At 59.2% G+C, this 15,672-nt stretch carries 17 protein-coding genes; 5 read left to right on the top strand and 12 right to left on the bottom strand.

Annotation, left to right across the window (positions count from 1 at the left end):
* Positions 1 to 220: 220 nt before the first annotated feature.
* Positions 221 to 1,279, bottom strand: a complete 1,059-nt coding sequence (locus BLL38_RS15515; RefSeq protein ID WP_076963350.1) for a PA0069 family radical SAM protein — start codon at positions 1,277 to 1,279, stop codon at positions 221 to 223.
* Between BLL38_RS15515 and BLL38_RS15510 the strand changes: the two genes are divergently transcribed.
* Positions 1,278 to 1,742, top strand: coding sequence for a hypothetical protein (locus BLL38_RS15510; RefSeq protein WP_076963349.1), 465 nt, complete (start codon positions 1,278 to 1,280; stop codon positions 1,740 to 1,742). The genes BLL38_RS15515 and BLL38_RS15510 overlap by 2 nt on opposite strands.
* A 54-nt stretch (positions 1,743 to 1,796) precedes the next feature.
* Here the strand turns inward: BLL38_RS15510 and BLL38_RS15505 are convergent, their stop codons facing one another.
* The 5 genes from BLL38_RS15505 to prlC all read right to left on the bottom strand — a co-directional run bounded on the left by BLL38_RS15505 (position 1,797) and on the right by prlC (position 8,217).
* Positions 1,797 to 3,050 carry a c-type cytochrome gene (locus BLL38_RS15505; protein WP_076963348.1) on the bottom strand — a complete coding sequence of 418 codons (1,254 nt, stop codon included), beginning with the start codon at positions 3,048 to 3,050 and terminating at the stop codon, positions 1,797 to 1,799.
* A gap of 12 nt (positions 3,051 to 3,062) precedes the next feature.
* Positions 3,063 to 4,847, bottom strand: coding sequence for a GMC family oxidoreductase (locus BLL38_RS15500; protein WP_076963347.1), 1,785 nt, complete (start codon positions 4,845 to 4,847; stop codon positions 3,063 to 3,065).
* Positions 4,848 to 4,849: 2 nt separating this feature from the next.
* A complete protein-coding gene (locus tag BLL38_RS15495; RefSeq protein WP_076963346.1) occupies positions 4,850 to 5,602 on the bottom strand; it encodes a gluconate 2-dehydrogenase subunit 3 family protein in 753 nt (250 codons plus the stop codon).
* A gap of 291 nt (positions 5,603 to 5,893) precedes the next feature.
* Positions 5,894 to 6,169, bottom strand: coding sequence for a YheV family putative zinc ribbon protein (locus BLL38_RS15490; protein WP_076963345.1), 276 nt, complete (start codon positions 6,167 to 6,169; stop codon positions 5,894 to 5,896).
* Positions 6,166 to 8,217: an oligopeptidase A gene (gene prlC, locus BLL38_RS15485; protein ID WP_076963344.1), complete on the bottom strand. Its 2,052-nt coding sequence runs from the start codon at positions 8,215 to 8,217 to the stop codon at positions 6,166 to 6,168. Before prlC ends, BLL38_RS15490 begins: the two co-directional genes overlap by 4 nt.
* Before the next feature lie 101 nt (positions 8,218 to 8,318).
* On the opposite strand from prlC, the gene BLL38_RS15480 reads away from it, so the two are divergent.
* Positions 8,319 to 8,861: a gamma carbonic anhydrase family protein gene (locus BLL38_RS15480; protein ID WP_076963343.1), complete on the top strand. Its 543-nt coding sequence runs from the start codon at positions 8,319 to 8,321 to the stop codon at positions 8,859 to 8,861.
* Entirely contained in the window at positions 8,858 to 9,517 is a 660-nt protein-coding gene (locus BLL38_RS15475; protein WP_076963342.1) for an HAD family hydrolase, read from the top strand. Before BLL38_RS15480 ends, BLL38_RS15475 begins: the two co-directional genes overlap by 4 nt.
* A gap of 85 nt (positions 9,518 to 9,602) precedes the next feature.
* Here the strand turns inward: BLL38_RS15475 and BLL38_RS15470 are convergent, their stop codons facing one another.
* Positions 9,603 to 10,646 carry an aminopeptidase gene (locus tag BLL38_RS15470; protein ID WP_076963405.1) on the bottom strand — a complete coding sequence of 348 codons (1,044 nt, stop codon included), beginning with the start codon at positions 10,644 to 10,646 and terminating at the stop codon, positions 9,603 to 9,605.
* An 87-nt stretch (positions 10,647 to 10,733) separates the two neighbouring features.
* On the opposite strand from BLL38_RS15470, the gene BLL38_RS15465 reads away from it, so the two are divergent.
* The gene (locus BLL38_RS15465; RefSeq protein ID WP_076963341.1) at positions 10,734 to 11,162 is read left to right on the top strand and encodes a PA0061/PA0062 family lipoprotein; all 429 of its coding nucleotides are present in this window, start codon (positions 10,734 to 10,736) and stop codon (positions 11,160 to 11,162) included.
* Here the strand turns inward: BLL38_RS15465 and BLL38_RS15460 are convergent, their stop codons facing one another.
* From BLL38_RS15460 to BLL38_RS15450, 3 genes are all read right to left on the bottom strand, one after another.
* On the bottom strand, positions 11,163 to 11,402 hold the full coding sequence (locus BLL38_RS15460; RefSeq protein ID WP_076963340.1) for a DUF1161 domain-containing protein: 240 nt from the start codon (positions 11,400 to 11,402) through the stop codon (positions 11,163 to 11,165).
* Positions 11,403 to 11,537: 135 nt separating this feature from the next.
* Positions 11,538 to 13,058 (bottom strand): M91 family zinc metallopeptidase, encoded by a 1,521-nt coding sequence (locus BLL38_RS15455; protein ID WP_083743069.1) that lies wholly within the window; start codon positions 13,056 to 13,058, stop codon positions 11,538 to 11,540.
* Between the two features lie 226 nt (positions 13,059 to 13,284).
* Positions 13,285 to 13,719: an OsmC family protein gene (locus BLL38_RS15450; protein ID WP_076963339.1), complete on the bottom strand. Its 435-nt coding sequence runs from the start codon at positions 13,717 to 13,719 to the stop codon at positions 13,285 to 13,287.
* A 213-nt stretch (positions 13,720 to 13,932) separates the two neighbouring features.
* Between BLL38_RS15450 and BLL38_RS15445 the strand changes: the two genes are divergently transcribed.
* Positions 13,933 to 14,934, top strand: coding sequence for an LLM class flavin-dependent oxidoreductase (locus tag BLL38_RS15445; RefSeq protein ID WP_076963338.1), 1,002 nt, complete (start codon positions 13,933 to 13,935; stop codon positions 14,932 to 14,934).
* A 58-nt stretch (positions 14,935 to 14,992) separates the two neighbouring features.
* Here the strand turns inward: BLL38_RS15445 and BLL38_RS15440 are convergent, their stop codons facing one another.
* Together BLL38_RS15440 and BLL38_RS15435 are read right to left on the bottom strand one after the other, a co-directional pair.
* Positions 14,993 to 15,217: a DUF1161 domain-containing protein gene (locus BLL38_RS15440; protein WP_076963337.1), complete on the bottom strand. Its 225-nt coding sequence runs from the start codon at positions 15,215 to 15,217 to the stop codon at positions 14,993 to 14,995.
* A 116-nt stretch (positions 15,218 to 15,333) separates the two neighbouring features.
* On the bottom strand, positions 15,334 to 15,549 hold the full coding sequence (locus BLL38_RS15435; RefSeq protein ID WP_032857113.1) for a dodecin: 216 nt from the start codon (positions 15,547 to 15,549) through the stop codon (positions 15,334 to 15,336).
* Between the last annotated feature and the right edge of the window lie 123 nt (positions 15,550 to 15,672).

The raw sequence follows: 15,672 nt of genomic DNA, 5'->3' as shown, positions 1-15,672 counted from the left end.
GATTCATCCTCGCGGGGAGTTTTGCAGTTCAGGTCGACGCGCATAGCAGGGGAAACCACACAAAAAAGTGTCCCGCCTGCACCGCCGCCCCATCAGTCACTCGATGAACAAAGTACCTGCCGAAACTTAACTCAAACTGAATGAACCGCTCTATTTCGCGGGTTTCAGTGATGTCAAATCGCGACCACCCTGACAAGGCAACGCATATATTTGTGTCAGTCTACAACAAAGCCAGTTGCCTGCCGGGCGGGCAGAATGCACTGCAATCAAGATTGAACCCCTCCCGATGCTTGAGCCCCAAGCGCTTGATCGCTTTGGCAAATCGTTGTGCCAGCAAATCGGCAAACGGCCCCTCACCGCGCATGCGTACACCAAAGCGGCTGTCATAGACTTCGCCACCGCGCACCTGACGCACCAGGCTCATCACATGGGCCGCCCGTTGCGGGTAATGGGCCGCCAGCCACTCCTCGAACAGCGGCGCCACTTCAAGGGGCAGGCGCAGCATCATATAGGCCGCGCTCTGCGCCCCGGCAGCATGGGCTTCGGCCAGCAGGCTTTCCAGTTCGCTGTCGTTGATCATCGGAATCATCGGCGAACACAGCACGCCCACCGGGATACCCGCCCCGCGCATCACCCGGATCGCCCGCAGCCGCGCCTTGGGCGCCGCCGTCCGGGGCTCCAGGATGCGCTTGAGCTCATCGTCCAGGCTGGTGAGGCTGATCATCACCGCCACCAGCCGCTGGCGGGCCAGCGCCGTGAGCAGGTCAAGGTCACGCAGGATCAGCGAGCCCTTGGTCACGATGGTCACCGGGTGGCGATAGCGCAGCAGCACTTCCAGGATCTGCCGGGTGATCGTGTATTCACGTTCGATGGGTTGGTAGGGGTCCGTGTTGGAACCCAGGTTGATCGGCGCGCACACATAGCCGGGCTTGGACAGTTGTTGCTCCAGCACCTGGGCGGCGTTGCTCTTGGCGATCAGTCTGGTTTCAAAGTCCAGGCCCGGGGACATGTCCCAATAGGCATGGCTGGGCCGCGCATAACAATAAATGCAACCGTGCTCACAGCCCCGGTAAGGGTTGATGGAGCGGTCGAATGGCAGGTCCGGCGAGGTGTTGCGGGTGATGATGGTCTTCGCCGTCTCGATACGCACTTCGGTGCCCTGGGTTGGCGGTACTTCCTGATACCAGCCGTCGTCCTCGGCCACACTGACCGTGGGCGCGAAACGATTGTGCAGGTTGGTGGCGGTGCCTCGCCCGCGTGGTGGCATGGTGATAGACATGAAGATAGCCCCAATACTGTATATAAAAACAGTATTCGAGATTTCGCAGTGTGTACAGGGCCAACAGACGATTGGCGTGCGACCTTGGATATATATCCACCTGTCATCTCTGACAGTAGAAGCCATTGGCTCGCCAACGTACGGTAATCACGTCAGCCCACATCCGAGGCGTGAAACCATCATGACCCCCCATGAAATAACCAAAAGCATCATGGTCACCATTAACAAAGATGCGGCCGTGATTGAGTTCATAACCACAACGATGAACCCAGAAACGTTCTTACCGCAAATCCAGAGCTCATATGCCGTGCGTGTCTCGAAGAACCCTGCAACAGGGGAGTTCACAAAAGTCTCTGCCCATGGCGATATTGATCAAGACAACGACGTTGATGCTCAAGACAAAGCGCTGCTTATCGAACTTGCTACTGCCGCCTCAAAAATCAAACTGGATATGAGCAACTGAAACAGGCCCTGCGGGACGGCATTGGCACTGCCTGGCACCAATGCCGCCACCTGACTATGGCGCCTGCTTGCGCAGGTCGGCCACATCACCGGCCTTCACCGGCGCGCCCTGGTTACCCCAACTGCCACGGATGAAACTGACCACATCCGCCACTTCCTGATCCGACAGCCGCCAGGCAAAGGCCGGCATGGTGAAGGTAGAGGGCGCGGCGTGAGTGGCCGGCAGGGTGCCGCCATTCAACACAATGTTGATCAACGATGTGGCATCCGCCGTCTGCACCACCGGGTTGCCCGCCAGCGCCGGGAACACCCGGGTGTAGCCATGGCCATCGGTACGATGGCAGGCCGCGCAGTTATCGATGTACACCGCCGCGCCCGGCTGGCGGTCATCGCCTTTCCACAGCGCCTCGGCCACTTGCTTGTCGTACTGGTGCGGCTGATCCTTGGGGTCCACCGCCGGCAGGCTCTTGAGGTAGCGGGCGATAGCGTTCAGGTCGTCTTCAGACATGTACTGCATGCTGTGTACGACAACATCGCTCATACCGCCAAACACTGCGCTGCGATCACTGCGACCGGTCTTGAGAAACTGCACCAGTTGCTCTTCGCTCCAACTGCCCAGGCCATCCTTGTGGTCGCCGCGCAGGCTTTTGGCGATCCAGCCTTCCAGGGGCGCACTGCCGGACAGGAACGCCGTACCTTGCGACGCGCTCAGGGCCTTTTCCTGCATGGTCAGGGCCCGCGGAGTGTGGCAGGCGCCACAGTGGCCGAGGCCTTCCACCAGGTAGGCACCCCGGCTGATCACCGGGTCGGCAACGGCCGGGGCCTGATAGCCCGCCACCTCGGGCGCAAACATCCAACGCCATGCCGCCAGGGGCCAGCGCATGCTCAAGGGCCAGGGAATATCACTGTCCTGGTTCGCCTGGGCGACCGGCTCCACGCCGTTCATAAAGTACGCATACAGCGCCTGCATATCGGTTTCGCTGACGCGTGCGTAAGACGGGTAGGGCATCGCCGGGTAAAGGGTACTACCGCTTTTGGCGACACCATGGCGCACGGCCTTATCGAAGTCTGCAAAGCTGTAGTCCCCCAGGCCGGTTTTGTCCGGGGTGATGTTGGTGGAGTAGATCACGCCAATCGGGGTTTCCATCGCCAGGCCACCGGCAAACGGCTTGCCGCCCTTGGCGGTGTGGCAGGCCACGCAGTCACCGGCGCGGGCCAGGTATTGGCCTTGTTTGATCAGATCCGTTTGCGCGGCGCTCACCGAGCAACTGCTGAACAGGGCCAGGGTTGCGATAACAAATGCTTTCATGGTCGTCGCTCCTTATGCCTGAACCAGCGGGCCGGGATTTTTCAGGTACTGCTCGCGAATCGCCCGGGCCGACCAATAGGTCAGTGCCGCCACCAGGCCCGTAGGGTTGTAACCCAGGCCTTGTGGGAAAGCAGACGCCCCTGGGACAAACACGTTGTGCACATCCCAGCACTGCAGGTAGCGGTTCAATGCGCTGGTCTTCGGGTCGGTGCCCATGATCGCGCCACCGTTGAGGTGGGTGGTCTGGTAGGACGCGGTGTTGAAGTGCTCGCCGACTTTTTTGCCGAGCACGGCAATCGCCTTGGGGTTCATCGCTTCGGCGATCTTGCCCATTTTCTCGACCATGAAGCGGTTCATCTTGATGTCGTTTTCCTGCCAGTCGAAGGTCATGCGCAGCAGCGGCAAGCCGTAGGCATCGCGGTAAACCGGGTCCAGGTCGAGGTAGTTGCCCCGGTAGGATTGATGGGCACCGTGGGCATCCATCGACACCTGGTGGGTGTAGTAATCGGCCGTGGCGCGCTTCCACGCACTGCCCCAGGCCGGCGTGCCCGGTGGGTTGGAGGTGCCGGCAATCGGCCGGCTGCCCGCCTGGTTGACCCACATCGGCGAGCCGCCAACGAAGCCATGAGGACCATGGTCGAAGTTATCGGCGTTGAAATCGTCCACCGCCACGCCATTGCCGCCGGCGCCGATAAAGTTGTTGGTGTGCACGTCTTTATCGAAGTAGGCCTTGATAGTGGCCATGTTCTGGTAGGCGAAGTTCTTGCCCACCACCCCTTCGCCGCTGATCGGGTCATAGGGTTTGCCGATGCCCGAGAGCAGCATCAGGCGCACGTTGTGGAACTGGAAGGCGCCGAGAATCACCAGGTCCGCCGGTTGCTCGATCTCGCGGCCCTGGGCGTCGATGTAGGTCACGCCGGTGGCTTTGCGCTTGCTGCTGTCGAGATTGACCTTGAGCACGTGGGAATTTGGCCGCAGCTCAAAGTTCGGCACCTGGCGCAGGGCCGGCAGGATGTTCACGTTGGGCGAGGCCTTGGAGTACATGTAGCAGACATACCCACTGCAAAACCCGCAGAAGTTGCACGGGCCCATCTGCGCGCCATAGGGGTTGGTGTAGGGCCCCGAGGTATTGGCCGAAGGTAGGTTGTAGGGTTTGTAGCCCACATCGGCGGCAGCTTTCTGGAACAGCTGCGCCGAGTAGGTATTTTTCTGCGACTCCAGTGGGAAATGGCTGGAGCGATCCGGCGCGTAAGGGTTGCCGCCCTTGCCTTCACCCACCAACTGACCCTTTACGGTCCAGGCCTGGCCGGAGGTGCCGAAGACTTTTTCGGCATAGTCAAAGAACGGTTCCAGTTCTTCGTAGCTGACGCCGAAGTCCTGGATGGTCATGTCCTTGGGAATGAAATGTTTGCCGTAGCGCTCTTCGTAGTGGCTGCGCATGCGCAATTCGATGGGGTCCACCCGAAAATGCACGCCCGACCAATGCAGGCCCGCGCCGCCCACGCCATTGCCCGGCAGGAAGGCACCCAACTGCCGGTTGGGCAAGGCAATGTCATTCATGCTATGGCGAATGGTCACGGTTTCTTTGGAAATGTCCTGGAACAGCTTTTTGCGCACGCTGTAGGTCAGTTCATCGATCACTTGTGGGTAATTGCCGTCCGGGTAGGTGTCCTGCATCGGGCCGCGCTCCAGCGCTACCACGTGCAAGCCCGCCTCCGTCAGCTCTTTGGCCATGATCGCGCCAGTCCAGCCAAAGCCAACGATGACTGCATCGACTTTCTTCATGATGGTCGCCACGTTTATGCCCTCTCGCCACGGATGGAAACAGCCGGGAAGGGGTATTGCTCGCTGCGTTCCACCCAATCCATAAAATCGGCGCGGGCGCCGGGGAAGCCGATCATGGTCCAGCCAACCATGCCTTTGTTGCCGCCGTGGATCGGGTCGCAGAAGAACCCTTCCTTGGTGTTTTGCAGCAACAGGTTGAAGAAAATCTTCGGCGGAACCGCCGCGAAATGCTCACCGGTTTCGGCACCGCCTGCCTCCAGGCGGCGCAGCAGATCATCCTGGGTAGCGCTGTCTTGCCCAGCAAATGCTTTACCGTTGAACGCTTTCGACCAGGCATCCGTGGCGGCAATACCCAGGCGATAGATCTCCTTGGGCACCAGTTTGCTCTGCCAGCCCATCTCGGGCGGAGCGTCGGCATTGAACGGGCCTTGCATAAACCACAGGGCGCCACTGGCGTAGGGGGTGTTCATCTGCCGGTCGATATATTCCGGCGCGCCGGCTTCCAGGGCGCCTGGGCCTTGGGCATCGGCGGGGATCAAGCGCGCGACGGCGGCGTTGATAAAAGCCCACTCCTCAGTGGTGAAGTAACTGGGCTCGTAGGCCTTTTCGCTAGCAGGCGCCTTGGCCGGGCTGGCCTGGGCAGGTTCGGGCGTGGCCATCAGCATTGAGCCGCCAAGGCCGGTGCTGGCAACCGTGACCACCGGGATCAAGGTCAAGGATTTGCGCAAAAAGTCACGCCGGGGGTTGTCTCGATCTTGATCAGACATGGTGGCACCTCATCATGTGGTCACGGGCTTGAGCAGTCGCTTCATGGAGCGGCTTGTCGTTGTGGATGTAATCAATGGTTACAAATGATAGCAGGCTAAGGAATGGGAGAATCGTTTCAGCCAGGAAATTCGAGAAATGCGCGCAAAAAAATGTAGGAGCGAACCTGTGTGGGAGCGGGCTTGCTCGCGAATGCGGTGTGTCAGCTAACAAAAATGTCGACTGATACAGCGCTATCGCGAGCAAGCCCGCTCCCACACAAGCTCGCTCCTACAGTGGTTGGCGTCGCTTCTTTAGTCTTTTTTCAGCTTCGGATTAGGGAAGAACTGCACCGCCTGCACCTTGGGGTCGGCCGGTGCTTTCAACGCCGAGGTATTAACCCGCGTGCCCAATTCCTTGGGCACCGACAACCCCTGGTCATTAAGCGTGTCGGTATAACCGCAGGCCACGCACTCGCGGTGCGGCACGCTGTCTTCGGTCCACATCTTCAGCTTGTCCGGCTCGCTGCACGCCGGGCACACGGCGCCGGCGATAAATTGTTTTTTGGTGATCACAGGCACGTCACTCATGCTGCCGCGTCCTCACTCAGGCCGCTGTGGCGCAAGAGTGCGTCAATCGACGGTGCGCGTCCGCGGAAGTCGACGAACAGCACCATCGGTGCCTGGGAACCGCCACGGGCCAGGATCGCCTCGCGGAAGGCCCGGCCAGTTTGGGCATTGAGCACGCCGTCTTCTTCAAACTTGGAGAAGGCATCCGCCGACAGTACTTCAGCCCACTTGTAGCTGTAGTACCCCGCCGCGTAACCCCCGGCGAAAATATGCGCGAAGCTGTTGGGGAAGCGGTTGTAGGCCGGCGGGCGCATCACCGAGACTTCGTCGCGCACGCCTTCGAGCACCTGCGCCACGCTGCGGCCATCGCCGTGGGTGGCGTGCAACTCAAAGTCGAACAGCGAGAATTCCAGCTGGCGCACCATCATCAGGCCGGACTGGAAGTTCTTCGCCGCGAGCATTTTTTCCAGCAGGTCCTGGGGCAGGGCTTCGCCACTTTCGTAGTGACCGGAAATCAGCGCCAGGCCTTCCGGCTCCCAGCACCAGTTCTCCATGAACTGGCTCGGCAACTCCACCGCATCCCAGGCCACGCCGTTGATGCCGGATACACCGGCGTGTTCGACGCGGGTCAGCAGGTGGTGCAGGCCGTGGCCGAACTCATGGAACAGGGTGGTGACTTCATCGTGGGTCAGCAGGGCAGGCTTGCCGCTGTCGGCCGGGGTGAAGTTGCACACCAGGTTGGCCACCGGGCTTTGCAGCACGCCTTCGGCGGTGCGCCGGCGGTCACGGGCACCGTCCATCCAGGCGCCGCCACGCTTGTTGGCGCGGGCATACAGGTCGAAGAAGAAGCGGCCGACGTGCTGGCCGTTTTCCTTGATTTCAAACAGGCGAACATCCGGGTGCCAGGTGTCGAAGCCTTTCTGCTCGGCGATCTCGATGCCGTACAGGCGCTGGACGATAGCAAACAGGCCGCCGAGCACTTTGTCGATTGGGAAGTAGGCGCGCAGGGCTTCCTGGGACACGCTGTAGCGCTGTTCGCGCAGCTTTTCGCCGTAGAAACCACTGTCCCAGCTTTGCAGGTCGGCACAGCCTTGTTCGGCGGCGTAGGCCTTGAGCTGTTGCAGGTCCTGGGCGGCAAACGGTTTGCTGCGCTTGGCCAGGTCACGTAGGAAACCAAGTACCTGGTCGCTGGATTCGGCCATTTTGGTGGCCAGGCTCAGTTCGGAGAAGGAGGCGAAACCGAGCAGTTGGGCCAATTCCTGGCGCAGGTCGAGGATCTGTTCCATCACCGGGCCGTTATCGTTCTGACCGGCATTCGGGCCCTGGTCCGACGCACGGGTGCAGTAGGCCGCGTAGACTTCTTCGCGCAGGGCACGGTCGTGGGCGTAGGTCATCACCGCGTAGTAGCTGGGGAATTCCAGGCTGATCAACCAGCCGTCGAGGCCTTTGGCCTGGGCCGCAGCGGCCATTTGCGCCTTGGCCGAGTCGGTCAGGCCGGCGAGGGCGGCTTCGTCGGTGACGTGCTTGGTCCAGGCCTGGGTGGCGTCGAGCAGTTGGTTGGAGAACTTGCTGCCCAATTCGGAGAGTTTGCTCTGCACTTCGGCATAGCGCTTCTGCTGCTCGGGCGGCAGGTCGATGCCCGACAGACGGAAATCGCGCAGTGCGTGCTCCAGAATGGTTTTTTGCGCCACGTCGAAACCGGCCGCTTGCGGGCTGTTGGCCAGGGCCTCGAAGGCCTGGAACAGCTCGCGGTTCTGGCCCATCTCGGTGGAATAGGCGCTCAATGCCGGCAGGCAGGCCTCGTAGGCTTCGCGCAGTTCAGCGCTGTTGCACACGGCATTGAGGTGGCTGACCGGGCTCCAGGCGGCGCCCAGGCGGTCGTTGAGCTCGTCCATGGCCAGGACCAGGCCGGCCCATGTCGGATTTTTTCCCTGGCTTTGCAGGATACCTTCGATGGCGACGCGGTTGTCGGCCAGGATCTGTTCGATGGCTGGTTGGACGTGCTCGGCACGGATCGCCGAGAACGGCGGCAGGTCGTAGGACTGCAAAAGAGGGTTGTTCGCGCTCACGGTTGGCACCTTGGCTGAAGAAACAGGTAAGACAAAGATGGGGCCATCTTAATTACAATCAACGTCCACCGCAGCTATCAACCAAACAGAGAGAGGCTATCGTGACCCTTCGCACCTATCAGAATCACACGCCAACCCTCGGCGCCGGGGCTTTCGTCGATGCTTCGGCGGTGGTGATCGGCGATGTTCAAATCGGCGCCGACAGCTCGGTCTGGCCGCTGACGGTGATTCGCGGCGACATGCACCGTATCCGCATCGGTGCGCGCACCAGCGTGCAGGACGGCTGCGTGCTGCACATTACCCACGCCGGGCCGTTCAATCCTGACGGTTTCCCGCTGCTGATCGGCGACGATGTAACCATCGCCCATAAAGTCATGCTGCATGGCTGCACCGTGGGCAACCGCATCCTGATCGGCATGGGCAGCATTGTGATGGACGGCGCGGTGGTTGAGGACGATGTGATCATCGGTGCCGGCAGCCTGGTGCCGCCGGGCAAGAAACTTGAAAGCGGCTTTTTGTATGTGGGCAGCCCGGTTAAACAAATTCGTGCACTTTCTGACAAGGAACGCGCCTTTTTCACCTACAGCGCCGCGAACTACGTGAAGCTCAAGGACCTGCACCTGGCAGAGGGGTTCGCCCAATGACCCTGGATTACCAGACGGTCCTGTTTGACCTGGACGGCACCCTGACCGACCCACGGGAAGGCATCACCCGCTCGATCCAGTACGCCCTGGCCAAGCTGGGCATCGATGAGCCGGACCTGACCAAGCTTGAACACTTTATCGGCCCGCCGTTGCTACAGGCCTTTATGCAGTTCTACGACTTCGACGAGGCGCGGGCCTGGGAGGCGGTGAACTTCTATCGCGAGCGCTTCAAGGTCACCGGGCTCTATGAAAACCGGGTATTCGACGGGGTCATGCCCTTGCTGGAAGCGTTGAACGGCCAGGGTCGCCAGCTGTATGTGGCCACCTCCAAGCCGTGGGAATTTGCCCGGGAGATCGCCCGGCATTTCGATTTCGCCAAGCACTTCAAGGTGATCTACGGCAGCGAGCTGGACGGCACGCGCACCAACAAAGTCGAGTTGATCGCCCATTTGATACGTGAGGAAGGCCTGGACCCGGCCACCACCTTGATGATCGGCGACCGCAAGCACGACCTGATCGGCGCACGCAGCAATGGCCTGGATGCGGCGGCGGTTGGGTATGGGTTTGGCAGCTTTGCAGAGTTGAGTGCCGAAGCGCCGCGCTGGCATTTTGAGACACTGGAGGAGATGCATCAGGCGTTTTTGCGGCGGGCTTGAGATGGCTATCGCGGGCAAGCCCGCTCCCACATTTTGATGTGTAAACACCGACCAATGTGGGAGCTGGCTTGCCAGCGATGAGGCCCTAAAGGTCGCCACCGACCAACTGCCGCAACGCCAGTTTGCGCTGCTCCACAGGCAGCCTTCCCAATTGCTCCACGGCACCGTAGAACTTCAGCCAGTCCCCGCCCTCCCGGTGAAACAATGCCGCAAACGCCGGCACCCACTGGTCATACAAACCAAATGGCAGCAAGCGCGCATTGTTCATCGGCTGATTGATCCAGGCGTCATAACGCGGGTCACCGGCCCACTGGCTGTCACGCAAGTGCCGATAATCACGGCGCAAGCGCTCGAACTCGGCCGCCTTGGCCTGGCGCATGGCATCTGCGGCCAACGGCTGCGCATACAGGCGCTCCAGGCGGCTGCGGGTGTCGAGGATCAGTTGGATAAATTGGTCGCGCTGCTTTAAGGTCGACTCGCTCGCAGGCGCAAGACCGCGGACCGCGCGCCATTGTCGGGTGCCTTCCTGTTCGACAAAGGTGGCAAACGACTCATTGAACTCGGTGTCGTCCTTCACATAAAAACGCTGGTGCGCCAGCTCGTGAAAAATCACCGTGGCCAGGCGCTCTTCACCCCAGCGCATCATCGAACTCATGATCGGATCATTGAACCAGCCCAGGGTGGAATAAGCCTCGACCCCGCCAATCGACACATCCATGCCACGCCGTTGCAACAGCGCGGCCTCGCCCCGTGCCGCACCCTGAGTGTAATAACCGCGGTAGGCCACGCACCCGGCGATCGGAAAGCAATGGTTCTGGGGCAGCAAGGAAAATTCCGATGTAGCGAAGACATTCCAGACGACGTATGGCCGGCCAATATCGGCGTACAGGCGATAGCTCTGGTTGTCGGGCAGGTGCAGTTGTTGACTGGCGAAGGTGCGCGCTTTCTGGGATTGCGCCAGGTGATCGCGCAACACTTGCGGCCGCGCCGGATCGGCAATCACTGCGGCCACCGGTTCCCGCGCTCGCAGCAACTGCCATTGGCCGCTGGCCAGTTGGCTGTAATAGCTGACACTGGAGCAACCGCCGAGCAACAGGCACGTCAGCCCCGCCAATAAACGCCACATCATTTCAAACCGCTCCACCGTCATCGGCCTGCCAGACTAACTGCCTGGCAGGGGTTATGCTCATACCATTCCTACGGTTGAGTACCCGTTATGCGTCAGCTCCTGCTTCCCCTCGCGGCGATATTTCTCAGCGCCTGCGCCTCCACACCGATCCCGCCGGCAGACCCGCAACAGGCCTGGGTCGATTTCGCCACCCCGACGCCGGGCGCCAAACTGGTCATGGCGCAGCGCCTGGACGGTAAGGCCCTCGACGATGGGCGCTACTTCCAGGTGCCATCAGGCAGCCATGAGTTGATGGTGCGTTTTGACTTTGAAGTGTATGCCGGCGCCGGCCTGGGTGGCGGGCTGAACCAGCCCCAGGAGCGCACCTGTTTTATCACCCTGCAATACGACCAGTTCCAGGCCGGCCAGCGCTACCGCCTGGAAGGGCGCTCGCTGGGCTTCACCCCTAATATCCGCCTGTATAACGCCCAGCGTCAGTTGCTGGCCGAGGAACGCAGCGTCAACTGCATTCCCTGATCAGTCATCGTTGCGCTGGTAGATGATGCGCTTGGTGCCGTTTTCGCAAGAGCCGACGATCATGGCTTCGTCATGATTCTTGGCTTCTTCGGCGGTGATGATTTCCAGGGTGTAGGAGGGGATTGCCTTGGCCTGCAGGCCGACTTCAATCTCTTTCCTGAGCTCTTCACAGTCTTTCGGCGCGGCCAGGGCCGATGTGGCCAAAGCACTGCAAATAATCGCCAAGGCAAAACGTTTCATGGGTGACGCTCCCTAAATGCATCGCGCACGGGTGTGCGCTCACGTTGCAATCGACTATTCGACCACATTTGCACAAGGCGAGTTCTGATTTAATGCCCTTGGCTCACGACTTCCCTGTGCAGGCTCATTGGCCTTTCATACAACATTTTCGATTTTGTAGGCCGTACGCAAGGGTTCGCCCATCTCCTCACGAAGGCCGTTCTCCGTGAAAGGCTTTGGATTGGTGAATGTAGGCGGCGTAGATGGGTCTCTGTCGAAATCGAATGACTCGTTTGTCTGTAACCCGACGGCTTGACGCTCCATATTGTCCTCCAGGCCAGTGGCGCTATCATTTACCCTGGTTTGGCCTTCTAACTTACTTTTGTTTACCCAATTAAAACCGTGCGACAGTTCATGCTGTAAAACACTGATTGGAAATGACTGATGCACGGTATCTATAAAGGAAGGATTAAAGCCCAGTTCCCGGGAAAAGAAGTTCCCGTTATCCGTCTCTAGCTCCTTGATCTTAATGATCTGATTTTCCGGCTGCCGCCTGTTTTTCTCTTTTTTGGTTTCAACCCCCTCCGAATCGAGCTTGGGCATGGTGTTACGTTGGAAAGCCGCATCCAATTCCGCTAACAGTTGTTGCCCGGTCGGTGAAAGCCGGAGCAACTCAAGATCATCTTCGACCCGCTGTCTGAATTCAGGGCGCCCCGTAACCTTCAACCCCTCATGCCCTACATCGGAATAGCTGACGTCTACCAACTTAGACCCAGGGTCGCGCAGTACAACATCCTCTTTCTTGGCAAATATAGTATCTGCATCATTGAGTGAGACAACCCTATTATTGCCTTTGCCGGTATAAATATGGCTACCGCCATAACTTGTCATCGCATTATCACCCATACCGCCGTGCATGATAGTGCGCCCGCTTATTGCGTACATCTCATCATCACCACGGCCGCCATCCATGTAGGTTTTTTGAGTATTGGCAAAGTAGCCTGCAAACATTTTATCGTTGCCATTATTACCGTACATCGCACTCATACCGCTGCCGCCAATCAGTACGTCATCGCCTTCACCGCCCTCGACATAACCAAAACCGCTTCCCAGCGCCACGGTATCGTTGCCGGCACCAGCAAACACCCGCGTATTGCCGGCCCCAGCCCTCACATGGTCCGCACCGTCCCCGGTCTCAATCAGCATGTGCTCGCCGACATCAGGATCGACCCATACGCGGTCGTCACCGCCGAGGGTTTTAATATGGATCTGCGGAATTTTCTGCTCAGGTTGATGGCTGTCTATATGGTAAGCCCGATCATTGACGACAATATCAAGACCGCCATTTTTTGCGCGCTTAACATGAACAGTATCCGCCTGGCTTGTAGTTTCTATCACCAAGCTATCTTTTGCGACTTCAACCCCATCTTCCTTTTCGACCCACTTCAGCTCGCGGGAAACCGTTACATTGCAATCACTCAAAAGGGAGTACTTTTTTGACAACCCATCTTCGGCAGAAAGCAGTGAAGCGTCCGGCTTCTTTATTTCAGATACGGTTATCGTATTGGAAAAGTCCCGACGCTGCTTTCCAGGTTCATCAAACAAACCGTTAGCGGATGATTCCGAATATTGTGCAGCAGGAGAAAAACTGGCAGGCGATCTATCGGTTAATTTCATAATAATGCCTCTGACTCACTTTAATCTCATCACTACCAACCTGGCGCATTCGTTAATGCTTACGCAAAGTACGCAGTTATAGTTGACTTGATAATATACGTGGCGTCACCGGCAATACGGTTCCAAGACAATTGAGCAATTCAAATCTCGCAACCATTTTCAGTCTAAACAGCAGGGCATATAAGAAGAGGGTGATGAGAGTCCCCCCTCATCACCTCACCCGGAATCAAACAGACAGCAGCGTACCGTCCAGCGTGATGGTGGCATTCAGGACCTTGGATACCGGGCATCCTTCCTTGGCCTTTTTGCTCAGCTCATCGAACTGCGCCTGGCTCGCGCCGGGGATCTTGGCCTTGAGGATCAGGTGGACTGCGGTGATCGCAAAACCACCGTCCACCTGATCCAGGGTCACTTCGGCCTGGGTGTCGATGCTGTCGGCCTTGAGCCCGGCCTCGCCCAGGATCATCGAAAAGGCCATGGAGAAACAGCCGGCATGGGCCGCGCCGATCAGTTCTTCAGGGTTGGTGCCCTTGCCACCTTCAAAACGTGCCTTGAAGCCGTAGGGGGCTTCGCGCAGCACGCCGGTTTCGGTCGAGATAGAACCCAGGCCGGTTTTCAGGTCGCCTTCCCAGTGGGCGGAGGCTTTTTTCACGATACTCATGGCAATCTCCCAAGCAGTGGTGGTGCATCAGTAAGGTTCTGAGGATAGAAGCTCTGGCAAAGTTCATCCCCACTGGAAAAACCAAGCAACCAAGTAGGAAATTTCACAGCGGCTATTGAATCTCGGGTATATGCCCTCATTGCATAGGACATGCACATGCAGCGGCAGGTATTGGTTCGTCACAAGCCTGCGCCCCTATGGAGAAGCAGGCTTATGAAACCACTGTCCGATGTGAAGTTCTCGACCCTCGACCTGGTGCCGGTGCGCGCCAATGGCAGCCCCGCGCAGTCGCTGCGTAATTCCCTGGACCTGGCCCAGCATGTGGAAAAATTCGGCTACACCCGTTTCTGGGTGGCCGAGCACCACAATATGGATGGCATCGCCAGCTCCGCAACCTCGGTGCTGCTGGGCTACCTGGCCGGTGGCACCTCGAGCATCCGCGTCGGATCCGGCGGTGTGATGCTGCCCAACCACGCGCCACTGGTGATCGCCGAGCAGTTCGGCACCCTGGAAAGCCTGTACCCCGGCCGGATCGACCTGGGCCTGGGCCGTGCGCCCGGCTCCGACCAGATGACCGCCCGCGCCCTGCGCCGCGAGCGCTCCGGCAGTGCCGACGACTTCCCCGAGGATGTGGCCGAGTTGATGGCCTACCTGGGCCCACGCACGCCCGAGCAACGGGTGATCGCCGTCCCGGGCACCGACACCAACGTCCCGGTGTGGCTGCTGGGCTCCAGCCTGTTCAGCGCCCAATTGGCCGGTGAACGCGGGTTGCCCTACGCCTTCGCCTCTCATTTCGCACCGCGCATGATGCATGAGGCGATTCGCGTCTATCGCAATCACTTCAAGCCTTCAGCCGTGCTCGACAAGCCCTACGTGATGCTCGGCGTGCCGCTGGTGGCCGCGGATACCGATGAGCAGGCCGATTACCTGGCCACCTCGGTCTACCAACGAATCCTCGCGCTGATGCGCGGGCAGAGCCTGGTACAGCGCCCGCCGGTCGACAGCATGGACGGCTTGTGGCAGCCCCATGAAAAAGAAGCGGTCGGCAATTTCCTGGGCCTGGCGATGGTGGGGAGCCCGGCGAAGATTCGCGCCAAACTGGAGGTGTTGATCGAGCAGACCGGTGCCGATGAGCTGATCTTTACCTGCGACCTGTACGAGCATGCTGATCGGATTCATTCCTACGAGCTGCTGGCCCAGGTGATGAAGGGCTGACCCACACAAATAAAAAAACCGACGCCCTGGCGTCGGTTTTTACGTCTGCCGCACGGGATCACCCGCGGTTGTAGACGATTTCCTTGGTACTACCTTCGCAACTGCCGACGACGTCGCCATTGGTTGCGCTGCCTTTATCGACAATTTCCAGGGTGTACCCGGAAGCGCCATTGGCCTGGATCTTGGCGTCGATTTCGCTTTTCAGCTCGTCACACGGCTTGCCCGCCGCCAGGGCCGTACCCGCCAGGCTCAACAAACCTACCGCTAACAGAAACTTTTTCATCCGTTACTTTCCTTGCGCTGATCAAAAAGTGCGCGCCGACGCAGAGGGCATCGGCGCCCAAAGGGTGTCGCGCAGGTTATGGCAATCAGCCAGCGTGCAAAGTTCAACCAAGCCTATCAACTATTGGCAATACGAAAGCCCACCTTGAGCGTTACCTGGAAGTGCGCGGCCTTGCCGTCCTTGATGTGGCCACGGGTTTCGGTCACCTCGAACCACTCCAGATGCTTGATGCTCTTGCTGGCCTCGGCCAGGGCATTGTTGATGGCGTCCTCGATGCTGGTTGGGGACGAACCCACCAGTTCGACTTTCTTGTAGGTGTGATGATCAGACATGAGCGTTCTCCTGGGTCGTTGAATAAAGCCTAGCAGTGATTCTTCGTACTGCTTCTGGCGCCCCTTCTCACTTGAAAGTTCAGATTTACTGCACTTTCTGCACCCCCCGCAGTCGGAACCAAC

It is taken from the genome of Pseudomonas gessardii, assembly GCF_001983165.1.
In the GTDB taxonomy this organism is placed as follows: domain Bacteria; phylum Pseudomonadota; class Gammaproteobacteria; order Pseudomonadales; family Pseudomonadaceae; genus Aquipseudomonas; species Aquipseudomonas gessardii.
This window is presented reverse-complemented; position numbering and strand designations above follow the sequence as displayed.